Genomic DNA, 17,588 nt, shown 5'->3' with positions numbered 1-17,588 from the left:
TTGTTTTTATGGTTATTGCCGAGTAGGGTGGTGGCAGGTTGTTCTCTTAAAATTGCCGCAAAGTCGGGAGGTACTATCTTCTAAACCAAATTTTATTAGACATTTTTTCATTCAATTTTCATTAGTCCATTCCTATTACTTTTTACAAATTCCACCATTTTTGCTTGAAATTCTTTTACATAATCCTCATCATAAAAGTAGTTTTCAATTTCAAATGTTGATTCTAATTCTTTGTAACCTTCTGCAAATGAATTCCAACGTTTATCCCATTTTTTACTATCGTCTTGAAATTGTTTATTTAGATCTTGAATTGTCTCAAATTTTCCAAAATACTCGTGTAGGACTTTTTCATAATCGGCAGCCAATTTATCCATTTTTGCTGCTTTCATTGCTTCGAGTGTTATTAATGATAATTCAGAGTTATTAAATAAAAACTGGTAAACTCCGCCATTATTAGTTTGAGATTCAAAATTAATCAACGCAAAATACATTCTTTGTTCTTTAGTCATCTTGTTTAAAAACTCTGAATGAGTAATTTCTCCTTTCCAAGGTCTGTAGACATCGTTGCATAATTTTTCTGATTGGTCAGTATGTTCGTTTGGATAAGTTTTCCATTCCTTTCCAGCGTATTTTAGTTCAATTTCTTTCAGCCAGTTTTTATCAACGATTGGAAGGTAATCAGTTGATTCGGTTTTCGATTCGAGCATAACAAAATCGATTGGTGCTTTTTCATACACTTTCGATTTACTACGAAACCAATAAATTCCAATTATTATTAGAATGATTACTATTAAGATTATTCCTGTTTTCATTGATTTGGTTAAATGTTTGCAACTAATAAATATATTTATGTTTATATAACTTTTAAAAACCCCACCCAATCTCCCCACCAACCCAAATCTAAAAAAAAATCCAACATGTCCTACAACCGGATGGTTTTTATGGTTATTGCCGGGTAAGGTGGTGGCAGGTTGTTCTCTTAAAATTGCCGCAAAGTCGGGAGACTTTGCGGAGCGTTTCATAGGTTATTTATGCTGAACACTTTGCGTATCGGGGTTCGTTTTTTTTACCATTCTTGAAATCTTATTCCGACTTGCTTGTCTAAAATCGCGAATTCCTTTGCACCCCAAGGTCTTATAGTTACTTTATTGAGGTTCGGATGAAGTAGTTGAGGATGTGATTCAGCAATTGTGTTATATACTTCTTCAATATTTTTAGTGACGATTCTTAATTCTGGATAATGTTCTTTCGCTAACTTCTCGTCTTGAAAGATTATAATTGAAATTCCGTCTTTTTCCAATACACAGTATGGTTGCGAACAGTTTAAATCTTTATGTTCAATTTTGAATTGCAGACAGTCAACGAAAAGTTTAAGTCCATCTGAAATATCTTGATAAAATATACTTGGTACTAACTTGGAAAAATTCATAAATATTTTTTTTGGTAAAGGTCGAGAATAATTTTTAAAAAAGCACTTGATTGAAATCAAGAAATCTAAGAAGTCGCTCGAACTCTGCTTAATGTTTCAGGTGCTAATTTAAGATAGGAAGCTATAAGCTTTAAAGGAAAGGTATTAGTTAGCTTTGGTCTAATTTTATTAATGAATTCATACTTTTCCAGAGGATTTAGAGAACTGTCAAAAAGTGAAGTTCTGTGTTTATCTTGATTAAGAATTTTTGCAAACTGTAAGAACGTTTGTGATTTTGAACACAGAAAATGAAATCCGTTTAGCGATAAAGTGAGTATTTCGGAATTTGAATAGGCTCTAATGTTGGTTTTCGATGGTATTTGTTCAGTTAGACTGTCTTGATTGAACATCCATTCATTGCTCATATGCAGGTCAATAATCTTTTCATCTACATCCTTAATTTGATATTGTATAAACGAACCTTCTATAACAAAGTGTAAAGAATTACATATTTCACCTTGTTTTAATATGAACTCATCTTTATTCAGTTTTTGCCTTGTGGAATATTTTTCAAAAAGTTCACAATCCAATTCCGAAAATTTTCCAATTCCGTTTAAAATGTCCTCATTTGTCATAATTCTGTTCCGAAGATTTTGTTTTAAAATGACCGCTAACTACTAAATATATTCATGTTTATATAACTTTTAAAAAATCCACCTAATCTCCCCAAACTCCAAAACCCCAACTACCTCTCCCCACCAACCCAAATCTAAAAAAAAAATCCAACATGTCCTACAACCGGATGGTTTTTATGGTTATTGCCGGGTAGGGTGGTGGCATTGAAGACTCTGGATTATAGCGTTCATAGAAGTTAATAAAGTCAAACGTTTAATGAATCAAGTGTTCGATTTCGCTGTATTTGATGCCTATGTAATCACAAAACTCTTGAAAGGTGATGAGTTGGTATTTTTCTTTGTTGTAGTGTTCTTTCATTTTTGCGATTAGGTTTTGAGCGTAACGTTTGCTTTTACCGGTGATGAATTGTATGTCTTCGGTTGTTACACTAACTCTTGTTTTTCTTCTCATTTTTTTGTGGCTTTTAGTATCCTCACCCCCGACCCCTCTCCAAAGGAGAGGGGGGACTGGACGTTTAAGGTTTGTGTTTTACTTTTTTTACTATTTGTTATTTTTTGATTGAATTAGAATTGAGATTGGTTTTTTTTCCTCACCCCCGACTCCTCTCCAAAGGAGAGGGGGGACTGGACGGATATAGATTGTGTTTTATATTTTTTTCAATTCAATTATTTTTAGTTTTTTAATTTTTTTGGTTTGATTTTATTCCCACTATGTTCCCTTTATCTTCCCTTTATGTTCCCTTCATCTTCCCTTTATCTTTTTTTTAGATTATTCGATTATTCGTTTTTTGGATTATATGAGTATTTGATTATTCGATTTTTGGATTATTTTATTTTGTTTTTATTCGTGTTAAAATTATACTTCAAATATATCAAAAAAAAAGTGAACATACAATGTATTTTTATGCTTATTTATGTAAATTAACGCAGGAAGTGTATGGGGTTTTTGGATTGAATATCAGCATGTTATATCTTTGATTTATAATTTTAATTTTTTTAATTATGGCCAAGTCAAATGGTATCCTCAAGATTGAGGGAACGTTGGAAAATCTGACGTTTTACAAGAGTGCTGATGGGCACATGGTACGCACGAAAGGGGGCGTTAGTCGGAATCGAATTTTGAATGATCCGGCGTTTGTGAGAACCCGTGAAAACGGTGTAGAGTTTGGGCACAGTGCTCAGGCGGGTAAGTTATTACGCATGGCAGCGGGTCAGTTGGTTTTTAAGGCCAAGGACAGCAAGTTGTCGAGTCGTATGTTGAAGGTTATGTCGGGCATTAAGAATGCTGATACGGCGAGTGCGAGGGGTGAACGCACGGTTTCGGAAGGTATTCAGAGTGAAGACGGCAAGCAGTATTTGAGAGGGTTTGATTTTAATCAGCGTGCGGTTTTGCCTGCGGTATTGTATGCTCCTTATGAGGTTGATACTGCTACGGGAGCGATTACGATTGCGGATTTTAATCCTTTGCAACAGTTACGTACTCCACAGGGAGCGACGCATTTTTCGTTGCAAAGTGCTTTTTTGAATTTGGATTTTGGTACTGCCGAGTATGCCATTACGTACAGCGATGTGGTTAATTTGCCTACCAACAGCGGTATTGCTACCCAAACCTTGACCCCGAGTGGTGTTCCTGCGGGAAGCGGTATCCAGTTTTATTTTTTACTGATTGAATTTTTTCAAGAGGTGAATGCTGTACAGTATCCGTTGAATAATGGAGCGTTTAACGTATTGAACATTGTAGCGGTTCAATAAGCCCTTTTTGCCCCTTGCTACTGTAAACTCCCAGACGTTATGTTTTGGGAGTTTTTTTAACAATTTTTAGTTGATAACTTCCAGTAATTTTATTCTTTTGGTTTTTTAAAGATTATTTAATTTTAACAAAAAATAAAAGCCATATTGTATGACCCTCATCTTACCGAAGGGGTTGGATTTAAAAGCCATAGAAAAGCAGTTTCCGCCCCAATTTCCTGCGTATAAAACCGATAAGCTTGCTTATATTCTGCATGCGATTGCTACGATTCCGGTTTATAATAAAAATATCAAATTACATGACGATTATGTGCCTTTGTCCTCTAAGATTTTAGAGGGTTTGGTTGATAATTATAAACCGCACATTAATTATGCGATTGAAAGGGGAATTATTGAGGTTAATACCGATAAAAATTATTTGAGTGGCGTGTATTGTAAGCACTATCGATTTACGGTACCTTATCGGGATTTGAGCGGTACTTATGAATTGATAGATGTTTGTTTAATAAGAAAGCTAAAGGAATACCAAAGAAAGCAAAAAACAGACAATAAAAATTATGATTATTTGAATAGATGGTTTAACCCCAACTTAAAAATTGATTATGATTTGGTACAAGACTTTTTGAAGGAAGAATTTTTCTTTAAAGAAAATTTTGTGAACTTACGTGATTATTCATTTGTGAAAAATAAACATAAATGTCCTTATCAGCAGTATGAGTATTCAAAGTTATCTGCTCAATTTTTGCATAGCGGTCAATTTCGGTTTAAGGTTGATGGTTTAGTTTATCGTTATCATACTAGTTTAACGAATATGAGGGGTATTATTCGAAACGCCCTTACGTATGACGGAAAGCAACTGGTAGCGGTAGATATTTCGAATAGTCAGCCTTATTTGTCGTTATTGCTTTTGGACGTACATTTTTGGGAGCGATTTTACCAAATTTTAGCTGAAAAGCAAAAAAAGTGCAAAAAAAATAGCGAGCCGCATGACTATTCTCGCTTGTTTTTATATAAATTTATTAAAGAAATAGATAGAAGAATTAATAAAGGATTAAAGAATGATATATCTATAACTTCTATCATTATGTTAGTAGAAAGTATGCTCAAGCTAATAAATACAATGGATGAGGAAGAATTTACTATTTACAGAGATAAAGTTTGTAAAGGTAAATTGTATGATTATTTATTGCTTCGTTTTCAAGAGCATTATAAGCTCTATACTATAACCCGAGATGATGCAAAGGTTGCTGTTTTGCAAGCCTTTTTTTCTGATAACCGTTTTTTAGCTCATCCCAAAGCAAAACCTAAGTTAATGTTTAAACAAGAGTTTGAAGATGTATATCAAGTTTTAGCTGCTATTAAAAGGGTATATAAAGAACTACTCCCTATTTTATTGCAAAACATTGAAAGTTATTTGGTGATTGAAATTATTGCCAAACGCATTAGTAAGGAACACCCGAAAATGCCCTTGTTTACTATACATGACAGTTTGGTTACCACTGTTGGGAACGAGCATATCTTGCAACGGATTATGACTGAAGAACTCACCCGCTATGTTGGACATGCTCCGCATTTGAAAACTGAGTATTGGGAACCGGAAAAATTAGGGCAACATTTGGATAAATTGAAAGGGAAGTTGAGTGCGTAAGATGTACTTTATTTGAAGCTATACTTTGTTTTTGAAAACTTGTATTCTTTTGTAGGAAATCTAGATTTAATTTTTTAGATTTGGATTTCCGAATACAAATACCATAGTTTTTAACGGGAGAATGACTAATTGCCTTTTGGGGCGGGTATAACTTTTATATATAAACGTTTGAGAATGTAAAAATGCTAACTTATTGGATACATTGATATAAAGACAATATAATGAAACCAGAAAAAGGACAACTAAACATATTTTTTGACAGAGACTCTGTAACCACAACCGAATCACAACAGATTCTATCTTTAGTAAACGCTGCGATAGGTCTAGCAAACCTTGACATTGTCAAATCTGAAAGCAACAAAAAGTTTGAAAGCTTAAAGTATTCATTTTATGCAAACCAATATGAAAAAAATCAATTTTTTGCTAAAGCTGCTTTTAACAGTTTCATTCCATATGATAAAAGATATGAAGAAATAATTTTTGAACGTTTCCGAAAAATTAGGTATCGTATTAATGAAAAATTAAATGACCCTTATTTTGAGGAGTTAATTTACCTATTTGAAGAATTTTATTTAATTAGAAGACATTTTACATATAGATATTTAAGAAAAGATTTTCAAAGTAAAATTATATCTGAATTATCTGATTTTAAACAATTTGAAAATAGAGAATTTAATTTAGAAGACTTTAATGATTGGTTAAATTCAGAATCGGAAAACAAAATTTCTGAAATTGGACTAGCTACCACTGAGAATAGTCTTGAATACGAAATTAAATTCCTTATAATTTGGGGACTACAAAATCATGACCTTCTTAAAGATATAACACTTCTTTCATTTGACTACCTTCAAGCACTATTTAACAAACAGCCTAGAGAGGGTAAAAAATTAATCATCCCAAAACTTCCAGATAATTTTAAAAAAATAATTAAGGACTATGACGAAGTGAAATTTGAAGTTGATAATAAAAACGGGACAATGAAATTAAAACTTAAAAAAAGAAAATAAATATAATTGCAATAAAAAGATTGTGTTTATTTTAAGAGACATTGGTAAATTTAAGTTAAAGACTTTTAATGTGGCAATTGCTTTAGTTAAACGTATTGTAAACTCATAAACCGAACTAATTCCATTCATGTGAAGACTTTCAAATACTAGGAATCAAAAAAATGATATGACACAAAATCCTAAAATATATAGAATTAATAAAAAACACAATGATTTAAAAAATCTATTAAATACAACTTTAATATTAACAAAAATTATAAATTCGTATAATTCCTTAACAGGACTTAAGTCAAACTTCAAAGCAGAAGATTTAAAAACTTTTACCAAAGAGAATTTTCATTACTTTTTGTATTTATTTAATTCAGATGAAGTTGTTTCAGATTGGCAAGAATTTTTACCAAGTGAATTAGCAAATAATCCAACTGATTTTACACAACAAAAACTTTCATTAATCTTATTTATTGAAACTGACAGAGAAGAAATATTTTGTGTTATAGGTGGTAATTCTTATCAAATTATTTTGCCGTTTATAGATCATTCATTTGGTTTAGATACTTACTCCAGAATTATGAAACCAGAAATGGATGAACTTGCATCTATAAGATCACGGGGTATAACAGGTACAGTAGCCGGTGAAAATAAACAATATAGAGGAGTGTTTCGAATAATTGATTTTATACGTTTTGGAAAGGTCCCCCAAGAAATACACTTAAAATTAAGTCCTGAAATAAGTAACCTTCATTTTAATTTTTTAAAAAATAAACAAACTGATAGAATACAAATATATGTAGGAAAAGCATTTAAAATTAAGAAAAATGTTGATTTTAATAACCTTCATAAAATAATTAAAGAACTTGGAATAATATCTGAACTTGAGAAATCTGACTATTTAAGTTCTTATGAAGAAGTTACTGATAGTAATTTTATAGAAAATTTTTGCAAACCTGAATTAATTCAAAGAATGTATAATGATATTGGCAATTTAAATAATAAAAACTTAAGTCCTCATAATAAATTTGAATATGATTTTACAAATCCAAACAACATTGAATTATTCTATGAGGCTGATTATTATGTATTGAAAGAAAGAATTGGAGAAAAACAATATACCACTTTCAAAACTGTTTATGATAAAGATGATATATATAATGTAGTTCTAACCAGAGCTGTTGAAATATATGGCGAAAATGACCTTTTTAATTTTAAAGTATTTCTTCAAGGAGTAAGGGTTCTATGCTATCGAAATGAAAACAAGAGAAAAAGTACTATTGCATCTAGCTTTTTATATCATATTTCAACAGAATTTCCAGTTCAAGGAAGACCTGTTTTCCTTGTTGATACAAAATGGTATATACTGAGAGACTCATTCATACAAGATTTAAAAGTTAATACAAGCCATATTTTAAAAACCTATCCAGCACCCCTAAATCTACTACCTATACCTTGGGATAAACTTATTATAAAAACTGAAAAGAAATACAATTTAGAATACAAAAAACTTTCAAATTATATTGTTATTGATACTATAATTGCAGATGGATTAGAACTGTGTGATATTCTAAAATATGATGATAGTAATATTTATTTAATACATGTCAAATACGGTTTTGCTTCTAATATGAGGGAATTAACAAACCAAATAACAATTTCAGCAAGAAGGTTAAAAGAGGTCTTAGCAACAGAAAATAAATCTACATTGGATATTATTTACAATAAACTTATGAATAAAAAAGGACGTATAAAAAATATGTCTCTGGAAGAATTTAAAATGTTATTTAATAAAAAAATAACCTATGTTTTAGCTTTTACTTCGCATTTGACTAAAGATTTGTTGGTTGAAGAAAATATAGACAAATTTGATTCAAATATTGCACGTTTCTCTCTAATCCAATGTTCAAGTGATATGAGAGCAAATTATTATGATTTACTCACTTACCAAATCCGGAGACAAAATCATCAAATGTGAGACCTATATAATATAAATGACTTAATTAAATTTCAAGTTTAAACGAATTTATTATGAATATCGTAGAAAAAGAAGCAAAAGATTTTTATGAATATGATTTTTTAAATGGAGTAAATACATTGGAAAACATTAAATCTAAATTAGACAACAAACTATATTATTTTAATCGAGAAAGAGATAAATTAGATTTTTTAAAAACCTTAAAAAACACTTCATTGGAGGATATAAAAGATCATATAAGTAGAGGATGTATTGGTTGTGGCTATGAAGAACAGAGAAACTTAGCAATTTTTGCTATCGACCAAGAAATTGATAGTATTAAAAAATATTATTATTTTGAACCTAAAAGTGATGAAGAATTTTCAATAAACGAAGAATCAAGTTTACATTTAAAGTTAAATCAAATTATTGAAAAACTTGAAAAACAAGGGTTTGGACAACAAATTATTTTTGATGAGATTGAAGAATTAAAAAATCATTTTAATCTAGGAAAAAAAACTTGGTTCCAATTATTAAAAGGTAAACTAATAGATTTGACAATTGAAAATGCTTTAGAAAAAACAGTTGTTCAAGAAATTTATAGTAATTTAAGTGAAGGCTATGAGCATTTTACTAAAATGATTAGTTAAAAATTCAAGTTTTCATTTAACTTCACAAAAATTTTGAGATTTTGTAAGTTATAAAATAGCCATTATAAATAAATTATTCCGTTTCATCAAAAATAAAATATTGAAAATCAATAATGCAAATAAATTATAAAAATCAATATCAAAAAATAAAACCAAACTTTTTCCCAAAACCATCACCTAAAAAACATTCACAATTCAATACCCAACCCCTCCCCATCTCCCCAGAATCCTTTATATTTGAGCATGTAATTTTTGAGCCATGACCCTACACCACTACGTATCCAACCTAAACACATTATACCAAACCGGAAAAGCCCGAGAGCACAGTTATCGCAGTGATTTGCAAGTGTTGTTAACGCATTTGTTGCCGGATATTTTGGTGACGAATGAACCCGCACGCAGTGAATGTGGAGCACCGGACTATATGTTGAGTCGCAAAGATATTCCGGTGGGTTATATTGAGGCGAAGGATATTGGGGTGGACTTGAAAAGCAAAACCCTCAAAGAACAATTTGACCGCTACAAAGCCGGTTTGAGCAATTTGATTTTTACCGATTATATGGATTTCCATTTTTATAAAGATGGGAATTTTGTGACTTCGGTGGCGATTGCTTCGTTGGAACATGGGGTAATTGTTCCGAAGGAAGAGCATTTTGAAACGTTTGTGGGGTTGATTCAGAATTTTGTGGCGGTGGTTTCGCAAACGATAAAATCGCCTACGAAATTGGCGGAAATGATGGCGGGAAAAGCCAAGTTAATGGCTAGTGTGATTGAGCAATCGCTGGCAAAGGATGATGTGAATTTAACTCGCTCGGCCTTGAAGCAACAAATGTTGTCTTTTCAGCAGATGTTGATTCATGATATTGATAACAAAGCATTTGCGGATATTTATGCCCAAACCATTGCGTATGGTATGTTTGCTGCACGGTATCACGACCCTACTTTGCCTACTTTTTCACGGGAAGAAGCGGCGACTTTGATACCGAAGAGTAACCCGTTTTTGCGGAAACTGTTTCAGGATATTGCCGGTTATGATTTGGATGACCGATTGGTGTGGATAGTGGATGAATTGGTTTCAATTTTCTTAGCGACGGATGTGGCGGAGATTATGAAAAACTTTGGTAAAAGCACCAAGCAGGAAGACCCGGTGGTGCATTTTTATGAAACGTTTTTGGCGGCTTATAATCCGGCGTTGCGAAAAGCTCGTGGGGTTTGGTACACACCCCAACCGGTGGTGAATTTTATTGTGCGTGCCGTAGATGACATTTTAAAAACCGAATTTGGTTTATCGCAAGGTTTGGCGGATACGAGTAAGATTAAAATTAAGAAAAAAGCGGTAACGCAAACCGGCACGGGAGCCAACTCGAAGATTAAAGAAGTGGAAACCGAAGTAGAGGTTCACAAAGTACAAATTCTTGACCCTGCCACGGGAACGGGAACGTTTTTGGCGGAAGTGGTGAAACACATTTATCAGAAGTTTGAAGGGCAACAAGGTATTTGGAGCAAGTATGTTACCAACGATTTGATACCCCGATTGAATGGTTTTGAGTTGTTGATGGCGAGTTATGCGATGGCTCATTTGAAAATGGATATGTTGCTGACGGAAACGGGATATAAACCCACAGACGATCAACGTTTTCGTATCTTTTTGACAAATAGTTTGGAAGAAGCTCACCCCGATACGGCCACTCTGTTTAGTAGTTGGTTGAGTGATGAAGCCGACCAAGCTAATGCGATAAAACGCGATGCTCCGGTGATGGTGGTGATGGGGAATCCGCCTTATAGTGGAATTTCTTCCAATAATGGAAAATGGATTTCAGATTTAATTGAAGATTATAAATATGTTGATGGAGAACATTTTAAAGAACGTAAACATTGGTTGAATGATGACTATGTTAAGTTTATACGTTTTGGACAACATTTTATTGATAAAAACGGAAGTGGAATTTTAGCTTATATTAATCCACATGGTTTTTTAGATAATCCTACTTTTAGAGGAATGCGATGGCATTTGATGCAAAGTTTTGATAAAATATATACCATCGATTTGCATGGAAACAGTAAGAAAAAAGAAACTGCACCTGATGGTTCTACAGATGTAAATGTTTTTGATATTCAGCAAGGTGTTTCAATAAATTTATTTATTAAAACTGGTAAGAAAAAGAAAGATGAATTAGGACAAGTATACCATTATGATATTTATGGCAAACGAGAATTAAAGTATGATTTTTTAATTCAAAATTCATTGACATCAATTTCTTTCAATAAGTTAATTCCAGAAAAACCTTATATGTTTTTTATTCAAAAGAACGATGATGGAAAAAAAGATTATGAAAAAGGTTTTAGAATAGATGATATTTTACCATTAAACGTGACTGGAATAGTTACAGCTCGAGATAGTTTAGTTATTGATATGTCAAAAGATAAGCTTATTGAAAGAATGAAAAATTTTAGTAACAGCTTTTTCAATGATGATTATGTAAGAAACTTATATTTTGGTAATAAAAAATCAGGAAAATATTTAGCTGGCGATTCTAGAGGTTGGTCATTAATCTCAGCGAGGAAAAAAATTGAACATTTTGATCATCAGATAATTATAAAAAAAATTGATTATAGACCTTTTGATACAAGATATATTTATTACACACCTGAGATGGTTGATTGGGGTCGAGAAAAATATATGAAACATGTATTAAAAGAAAACAATCCTAGCTTAGTTTTAGCAAGACAAACAACAGATGAATATTGGAATAATATCCAAGTAACAAATAATATGGTTGATAATAGGTATCATTTTAGCTACAAAGGAATACCATCTCAATTTCCCCTTTACCTATACCCCGACACCACCGGTCAGCAAGATGCTTTTTCGGAACAAGCCGAGCGGGTGCCTAATTTGAATATGGAAATTGTGAGTAAAATGGCTGAGGGATTGGGGTTGAAGTTTGTTGCGGAGAAAGATGGCCTTGAAACCCTTCGAGGGTTGATGGCTCCAATTGATATTTTGGATTATATCTATGCGGTGTTGCATTCGCCCAACTACCGAGAGAAATACAAAGAGTTTTTAAAGATTGATTTTCCGAGGGTGCCCTATCCGAAAGACCAAAAAACGTTTTTTGAGTTGGTGGAATTGGGTGGTCAGTTACGGGAGATTCATTTGTTGGAAAGTCCGGTGGTTGAAAAGTTTATTACGCAGTATCCGGAAGATGGGGATAATGTGGTGGTGAAGCCACAGTATAAAGACGGCAAAGTTTACATAAACGACACGCAATATTTTGCGAATGTTCCTGAAGTGGCTTGGAATTTTTATATCGGTGGCTATCAACCTGCTCAAAAGTGGTTGAAAGACCGCAAAGACCGTGAGTTGAGTTATGAGGATATTTTGCATTATCAGAAGATTATTGTGGCGTTGAAGGAAACGGATGGGATTATGGGGAGGATTGATGGGGTTTTGGAGGTTTAAATTTTGGGATGGGGTGATGTGTTGTTTACTTCTTAAAAAAAAAGGTGTAACAAGATTAACAGTTTATTTGTAACAACAAATTATCAATTTACGTATAATTAACATTAATGTCAATCAAGCTCATTAAATATAAGATAGAGAAAAGGTCAGGTCTTACCTTGACTGCAAAACATTTAGATGTTATAAAAAGCCACTCTATTGTTATATTAGATGGTACTGTTGGTGGTGATGCTCCAAAAGATTTAATACGTTTATACACTTATGGAGAAGGTAGAAAATGTAAACCTCAAACCTGGAAAAAATATATTGCTAAAATAGGCCATAAATGGTATCCAAATGAAAGCATTACAGAGCATTATTTGACAGTTGTAGGTAAGTGTTTTGGCATAAATATTGCTAATTCAAAGGTAATCATAGCGGAAGATTATGTTAGGTATTTGAGTGAACATTTTCATAACGAAGAGCAAACGTTAAATCATGGAGCGAATATTTTATCACGATATATTAACGAGGATAATAATGAATGGATAGATGAACTTGATAAAAATAAGGTGTTAAAGAAAGAAATAAACATTGTTGATGTTTTAAATGCCATAAAAAAAATATTTCCAGACGAGCATTCAGCACTATTTAACAGTTTCTTTCATATGCTTTTATTTGATGCGTTAACCGGTAATAATGACCGTCATTACTATAATTGGGGCGTTATTTCACATATTAAAAATGAACACAAACCCTACTTTTCTCCGGTATATGATACCGCCAGAGGGTTATTATGGAATGATTCTGATAAAAAAGTTATATCTTTGCACAAAGAATTAAGCCATTCAAATAATAAAAGGTTAGAAAATTACGTTCTGAAATCGGTACCAAAGATTAGTGTACCGAATAACAGTAAATGCAATCATTTCGAATTAATTGAATTTCTTAAAGAAAATGAATATTTTAACAATGAACACAAACGTGTTTGGACGAACCGTACATTTCTTGATGAGGCAATCGTAAAATTGAACTCTGAATTTGAACGCTTGTTCATTAAAGAAAGAAGAGAAGTGATCCAATATATATTGGACTTAAGGTTTAAAAAAATAGCTGAAATATTAAATAAATAATTATGATTACTACTATTTTAAGTATATTCAATAATAATAAAAATAAGAAATCTAAAGGTTTACTTAAGGATAATTGCGTTGTAGAACATAAAGAAACAACCCACCGATTTTCATTAAAGTACCAAAATACAATTATTGGTAATTTGACTTTCGATAAGGATGAATGGCTTTTTGAGTATTCAGATTGGTTTAAAAATCAAAGTGAATTACAACCGTTGTTAGAATTTCCAATAGTTAGTAATACTTATAAAACTAAAGAATTATGGCCGTTTTTCTCCAACCGTATTCCATCTTTCAAACAACCAAAGATTAAAGAATACATTGAAAAACATCCATCAGAACGAACCAACACAGCTAAATTGTTAGAATTGTTTGGTGAATATTCTGTCAATAATCCATTCAAATTAGAAACAAAATAAGGTGCTGAAAAGCATCTTTTTTTTTGCCACCATACATAAATAGAAGAAGTTGCCGTAGATCATGTAAATATAGAATATTTACTATTTTTGCCTAACCAAACACGACTATATTACTATGACCATTGCAATTAAATTTATACCGGTTCTTAAAAGTGAAGCTGCAAAATCTTTTGAAGATAGAATTTGTGGTAATACTGCAAAAAAATCTACTGTAGATTTTTCCAAGCAAGCCCATGTTGCGTCTAAAATTTTAGCAAAAGCAAAACTGTAATTTTATTTTTGACTTCTTTGATTATTCAATGTACACTTTACGTTTACAGTAAAGAATTATTAGGTTCTTCTTTATTCATTTTGATTTAATCTTTTTATCGCGTTGATTGTTTTTGTTTAGTACTTTTTTATTGATTGTTACTACTTTATGTGTAATGAGATTCCTCCTGCGTCGGAATGACAAAGATAGTGGTGATTCTTCCTTCGTCGGAATGACACAGCCGTGAAGGAGAGATGTTGATACAGAAGAAAAGGATGACCCATTCAAATCTTCCCTAGACTCCGGTAATTCGTGTTCCATTAATAAGTACTTTTTGTCCGCCACTGATGCACAGATTTAAAACCTAAATTCCTCTTCATTTCGTAATGCTAAAAAAAACAAGCAAAGCATCTTTGTGTCCTTAGTGCCTTCTTCGCGTTCTTTGCGGTTAAAAAAAGAAAATAGTTCAATAAACCAATCCGACCCATTCGCTAATCCGCTCATTGACCCATTCGCTCATTGCCAAATTAAACCTTTCCCCAAAACAACAGTCTAACCTTCAAATCCGCACCCATGGAAAAGCATCATTTAGTATCCCTTCGACTGGGGTTTTCTACGCAACAAGCTCAACAAGTCAAGCAATTGGGACTTTCTAAGTTTATTGCCATGCAATTAGCTACCACTGATACGATTGCCGAACCGGTTTTTTTAAAGGATTCGCCTAAAACTTTTAGGGATTTACAAGCCCTTCGGAAACAAGTGGCGGCAGAACCTAACAGCGAGAAATTAGCTAAAGACATCATCAAAAAAGGATTCGAATGGAAAGCGTTTGTGTTGCAACGATGCTTTGAAACCAAAACTCCTTTGCGGGAAAAAATCAATTTGTACTTTCAAAACCATTTTGTCACCACGCTCAAAGGGGTGAAAGTGCCTTATTGGAGTTATACGTATTACAAAACCATTCACGACCATGCCCTGGGGAATTATAAAACTTTGGTGAAAGAAATGGTGTATTCCAATGCCATGATCATGTATTTGGATAACCAACAAAACAAAAAAGGGAAGAGCAACGAAAACTTAGCCCGTGAATTATTGGAACTGTTTACGTTAGGGGAGGGCAACTATTCGGAAGCGGATATTAAAAACACCGCCTTGGCTTTGGCCGGTTTGAGTTTTGGAGAAACGAAAGGGGTGTACCGTCCGTTTTTAAAAGATGATTCCACCAAAACCCTTTGGGGAAAATCAGGGAATTTTACCATTGATGAGGTGATTGATTTGATTTTTGAACAACCTAATACGGCTTATTTTCTCTCGGAAAAAGTGTTAAAATGGTTTTTTGAAGACCAACCCCAACCCGAGAAAGTGAAACACTATGGTGATTATTTAACCCAACACGGTTTTGAATTAAAACCCTTTTTTCAATACCTTTTTGAAACGGAATGCACATCCGACAAGGGCGGCACACAATTGAAAAATCCGTTAGTGTATCTCCTTCAAGTGTACAATGATTTACAGCTTAAACCAAACTATAAACTCATGGTGTTTTGGTTGAAAAACCAAGGTATGGACTTGTTTGACCAACCCAATGTAAAAGGTTGGAAAGGCGGAAAAGATTGGCTCACCGCTCAAATTTATGCGGATAGAAATCAATTTATTGATTTTATTATTTATGGGAATCAACACTACGCCAATCGACTCAGCAAACGGTTAGAAAAGTTTGATGTAGGAACGATTTCGTTTGAGCCACAAGTAGCCCTTTCCAACGGTGCAAGTGCTCAAACAATTTTAGAGGAACTCACCCAACGAATGGTGTTTGCCACCAATGAGGAAATGTGGGTAGAATTGCACCAACTACTGAAATATGATTTTGATGTAAAAGCAGAAAATGCTTCTAAAAACATTTTGAAAGTGTATCATTACTTAGCCCAATCACCGGAATTTCAACTCATTTGATCATGGAAAGAAGAAAGTTTATCCAATTAACGGCTACCGGAACAGGAGGGCTATTGCTGTTGCCTAATTTTTTATCGGCACAATCGCTATGGACAGCCGATACCAATTTGCTAACAGATGAAGTGGTGGTGTTTATTCAGCTCAATGGCGGAAATGATGGTTTGAATACGTTTATCCCGTTTGATGACCCGTTGTATTATGACAACCGTCCAACGATTGGTATTGGGAAACAGCAGATTATCAATGCCATTAACGGGATGGGTTTTCACCCGGCGTTAAAGGATTTGGCTACCATTTCACAGGAAGGAAACCTGAGTGTTATTCAAAATGTGGGCTATCCGGAACCCAATCGGTCGCATTTTCGAAGCATCGAAATTTGGCAAACCGCATCGGATAGTCATCAATATTTAGACAACGGATGGTTAGGCCGGTTTTTGGATATTCAATGCAAAGACGAGACCGTGGCGGCTCTTAATGTGGACAGCATTGATAATTTGGCTTTGAAGTCGACGTTGATGCATAGTGTAACCGTAAAAGATTTTAATAAAATCAAGAACTATGGCTTAGAGGAACGGGAGCTTACGTTGTCGGATAATCCACAATTGGACTTTGTGCGAAAGTTGCAATTTGCTTCGTTAGAGGGAATGGAAGAAATTCAAAAAGCCTTAAAAAATGGCAAGGCAGTGGAGGAAACCTACAGCAATAACGAACTCGCTAAAAATCTACAATGGATAGGCAAATTAATCAAAGGCAATTTGTCTTCAAAAGTGTATTACACCGCTTTGAACGGATTTGATACCCATAAAAATCAAACCAACGTTCATCAAAAACAATTGACCATACTGAACGATGCGGTTTATTCGTTTTATAAAGACATGAAGAAGCACAATCTATTGCCACGTGTAACCGTGGTAGTGTTTTCAGAATTTGGCCGTAGAGTCAAAGAAAATGGCACCGGTACAGACCACGGTACTGCCGGTCCGATGCTGGTTATCGGAGGGAAAAACAAAGGCAAAATCATTGGGAATAACCCGAATTTAGCTACGTTAGACAAAGGTGATTTAGTACACGAGATTGATTTTAGAAGTGTGTATGCCGCCTTACTGCAAAACAAGTTTAACTTTGACGCCTCTGCTATCGGAATTAAGAATGCACCGTTGGGAGGATTGTTTTGATTTTTTTTAATTGGTTGAGATGTCTCTCCCTGTCGATATGAAACAGCCGGTGATGGGGGTAGTTGAAATAAGTGGAAAAGATAGCCCAAACGCATCTGTTTCCATCCCCCTTTGCGAAGCAAATCCATAAAAAAAATCCGTGTTCATCTTCTCCATCCCTCCCGAGACTTCGGG

Annotated in this window: 15 protein-coding genes; 11 read left to right on the top strand and 4 right to left on the bottom strand. The window is 33.5% G+C overall.

Going from position 1 to position 17,588, the window contains the following annotated elements:
- Positions 1–107: 107 nt before the first annotated feature.
- From EQG68_RS05910 to EQG68_RS05895, 4 genes are all read right to left on the bottom strand, one after another.
- The gene (locus EQG68_RS05910) at positions 108–1,022 is read right to left on the bottom strand and encodes a DMP19 family protein (protein ID WP_129463870.1); all 915 of its coding nucleotides are present in this window, start codon (positions 1,020–1,022) and stop codon (positions 108–110) included.
- A 44-nt stretch (positions 1,023–1,066) separates the two neighbouring features.
- On the bottom strand, positions 1,067–1,429 hold the full coding sequence (locus tag EQG68_RS05905; RefSeq protein ID WP_129463869.1) for a VOC family protein: 363 nt from the start codon (positions 1,427–1,429) through the stop codon (positions 1,067–1,069).
- Positions 1,430–1,494: 65 nt separating this feature from the next.
- Entirely contained in the window at positions 1,495–2,043 is a 549-nt protein-coding gene (locus EQG68_RS05900; RefSeq protein ID WP_129463868.1) for a Crp/Fnr family transcriptional regulator, read from the bottom strand.
- A 253-nt stretch (positions 2,044–2,296) separates the two neighbouring features.
- A complete protein-coding gene (locus EQG68_RS05895) occupies positions 2,297–2,494 on the bottom strand; it encodes an SMC-Scp complex subunit ScpB (protein WP_129463867.1) in 198 nt (65 codons plus the stop codon).
- 803 nt (positions 2,495–3,297) lie between these two features.
- Here EQG68_RS05895 and EQG68_RS05890 point away from each other — a divergent pair.
- From EQG68_RS05890 to EQG68_RS05845, 11 genes are all read left to right on the top strand, one after another.
- A complete protein-coding gene (locus tag EQG68_RS05890) occupies positions 3,298–3,795 on the top strand; it encodes a hypothetical protein (RefSeq protein WP_246011659.1) in 498 nt (165 codons plus the stop codon).
- A 148-nt stretch (positions 3,796–3,943) separates the two neighbouring features.
- Complete coding sequence (locus tag EQG68_RS05885; RefSeq protein WP_129463865.1) at positions 3,944–5,440, top strand: hypothetical protein; 1,497 nt, start codon at positions 3,944–3,946, stop codon at positions 5,438–5,440.
- Positions 5,441–5,661: 221 nt separating this feature from the next.
- Entirely contained in the window at positions 5,662–6,447 is a 786-nt protein-coding gene (locus EQG68_RS05880) for a hypothetical protein (RefSeq protein ID WP_129463864.1), read from the top strand.
- Positions 6,448–6,613: 166 nt separating this feature from the next.
- On the top strand, positions 6,614–8,413 hold the full coding sequence (locus tag EQG68_RS05875; protein ID WP_129463863.1) for a DUF6119 family protein: 1,800 nt from the start codon (positions 6,614–6,616) through the stop codon (positions 8,411–8,413).
- A 53-nt stretch (positions 8,414–8,466) separates the two neighbouring features.
- Entirely contained in the window at positions 8,467–9,042 is a 576-nt protein-coding gene (locus EQG68_RS15230) for a hypothetical protein (protein ID WP_246011657.1), read from the top strand.
- 259 nt (positions 9,043–9,301) lie between these two features.
- Positions 9,302–12,505, top strand: coding sequence for a type ISP restriction/modification enzyme (locus EQG68_RS05865; RefSeq protein ID WP_129463862.1), 3,204 nt, complete (start codon positions 9,302–9,304; stop codon positions 12,503–12,505).
- 107 nt (positions 12,506–12,612) lie between these two features.
- Positions 12,613–13,617, top strand: coding sequence for a HipA domain-containing protein (locus tag EQG68_RS05860; protein ID WP_129463861.1), 1,005 nt, complete (start codon positions 12,613–12,615; stop codon positions 13,615–13,617).
- Between the two features lie 2 nt (positions 13,618–13,619).
- On the top strand, positions 13,620–14,036 hold the full coding sequence (locus tag EQG68_RS05855; RefSeq protein ID WP_129463860.1) for a HipA N-terminal domain-containing protein: 417 nt from the start codon (positions 13,620–13,622) through the stop codon (positions 14,034–14,036).
- A 115-nt stretch (positions 14,037–14,151) separates the two neighbouring features.
- Positions 14,152–14,307, top strand: a complete 156-nt coding sequence (locus tag EQG68_RS15020) for a hypothetical protein (protein WP_164975396.1) — start codon at positions 14,152–14,154, stop codon at positions 14,305–14,307.
- 552 nt (positions 14,308–14,859) lie between these two features.
- The gene (locus EQG68_RS05850; protein ID WP_129463859.1) at positions 14,860–16,239 is read left to right on the top strand and encodes a DUF1800 family protein; all 1,380 of its coding nucleotides are present in this window, start codon (positions 14,860–14,862) and stop codon (positions 16,237–16,239) included.
- 2 nt (positions 16,240–16,241) lie between these two features.
- Positions 16,242–17,414, top strand: a complete 1,173-nt coding sequence (locus EQG68_RS05845; RefSeq protein WP_129463858.1) for a DUF1501 domain-containing protein — start codon at positions 16,242–16,244, stop codon at positions 17,412–17,414.
- The last annotated feature ends 174 nt before the right edge of the window (positions 17,415–17,588 follow it).

This window comes from Flavobacterium piscinae, from assembly GCF_004122145.1.
Classification (GTDB): Bacteria; Bacteroidota; Bacteroidia; order Flavobacteriales; family Flavobacteriaceae; genus Flavobacterium; species Flavobacterium piscinae.
This window is presented reverse-complemented; position numbering and strand designations above follow the sequence as displayed.

Bases quoted from the DNA above. Each gene is read 5' to 3' on its own strand.
- EQG68_RS05910 (WP_129463870.1), bottom strand. From the start codon at position 1,022: ATGAAACGCTCCGCAAAGTCTCCCGACTTTGCGGCAATTTTAAGAGAA.
- EQG68_RS15230 (WP_246011657.1), top strand. From the start codon at position 8,467: ATGAATATCGTAGAAAAAGAAGCAAAAGATTTTTATGAATATGATTTT.
- EQG68_RS05900 (WP_129463868.1), bottom strand. From the start codon at position 2,043: ATGACAAATGAGGACATTTTAAACGGAATTGGAAAATTTTCGGAATTG.
- EQG68_RS05890 (WP_246011659.1), top strand. From the start codon at position 3,298: ATGTTGAAGGTTATGTCGGGCATTAAGAATGCTGATACGGCGAGTGCG.
- EQG68_RS05865 (WP_129463862.1), top strand. From the start codon at position 9,302: ATGACCCTACACCACTACGTATCCAACCTAAACACATTATACCAAACC.
- EQG68_RS05895 (WP_129463867.1), bottom strand. From the start codon at position 2,494: ATGAGAAGAAAAACAAGAGTTAGTGTAACAACCGAAGACATACAATTC.
- EQG68_RS05850 (WP_129463859.1), top strand. From the start codon at position 14,860: ATGGAAAAGCATCATTTAGTATCCCTTCGACTGGGGTTTTCTACGCAA.
- EQG68_RS15020 (WP_164975396.1), top strand. From the start codon at position 14,152: ATGACCATTGCAATTAAATTTATACCGGTTCTTAAAAGTGAAGCTGCA.
- EQG68_RS05880 (WP_129463864.1), top strand. From the start codon at position 5,662: ATGAAACCAGAAAAAGGACAACTAAACATATTTTTTGACAGAGACTCT.
- EQG68_RS05845 (WP_129463858.1), top strand. From the start codon at position 16,242: ATGGAAAGAAGAAAGTTTATCCAATTAACGGCTACCGGAACAGGAGGG.
- EQG68_RS05860 (WP_129463861.1), top strand. From the start codon at position 12,613: ATGTCAATCAAGCTCATTAAATATAAGATAGAGAAAAGGTCAGGTCTT.
- EQG68_RS05885 (WP_129463865.1), top strand. From the start codon at position 3,944: ATGACCCTCATCTTACCGAAGGGGTTGGATTTAAAAGCCATAGAAAAG.
- EQG68_RS05905 (WP_129463869.1), bottom strand. From the start codon at position 1,429: ATGAATTTTTCCAAGTTAGTACCAAGTATATTTTATCAAGATATTTCA.
- EQG68_RS05875 (WP_129463863.1), top strand. From the start codon at position 6,614: ATGACACAAAATCCTAAAATATATAGAATTAATAAAAAACACAATGAT.
- EQG68_RS05855 (WP_129463860.1), top strand. From the start codon at position 13,620: ATGATTACTACTATTTTAAGTATATTCAATAATAATAAAAATAAGAAA.